This window comes from Nonlabens antarcticus, from assembly GCF_015356755.1.
Lineage (GTDB): Bacteria > Bacteroidota > Bacteroidia > Flavobacteriales > Flavobacteriaceae > Nonlabens > Nonlabens antarcticus.
On the sequence record NZ_JADFCO010000050.1, the window covers coordinates 1 to 541 of the forward strand.

Annotated in this window: 1 protein-coding gene; it reads left to right on the top strand. The window is 43.8% G+C overall.

Annotation, left to right across the window (positions count from 1 at the left end):
* Positions 1–541 (top strand): DUF7507 domain-containing protein (locus IQ282_RS00190; protein ID WP_194849932.1); only part of this gene is annotated, 541 nt, incomplete at both ends.

Consider the following 541-nt stretch of genomic DNA (forward strand, 5'->3'; position numbering starts at 1 on the left):
CTCCTCGAACAGGTGATGACTCTACTTTCTCTGGAACCTACACGATCCAGCAATCTGATATAGATAACAGCGGAGTGACCAATCAGGCAACTGCAACTGGAACGACACCAAATGATGGAGATATTACAGACCTATCAGATGATCCAAGCGATTTAACAAACCAAGATATTAACGGTAATGGAAACCCAGATGATCCAACAATAACTACATTCAATACAATTGATTCTATTTCTTTAATCAAAACGGGTAATTTCAACGATGAGAGCGGCGATGGATTTGCTCAGGTAGGAGAAACCATAAGCTATACATTTAGAGTTAGGAATAGTGGAAACAGAACTCTTACCAATGTTCGCATCACCGACCCGTTATTGGTGTTGCCGAATGGTAGTTTAGTAGGTGGTCAAATCGCTACACTTCCCCCAGGTCCAAGTGGAGTAGACAGTACTACGTTTACGGGAACCTACACGATCCAGCAGTCTGACATAGATGCGGGAACGGTAAGGAACCAAGCGTTAGCTACGGGAACTTCCCCAGATGGTGA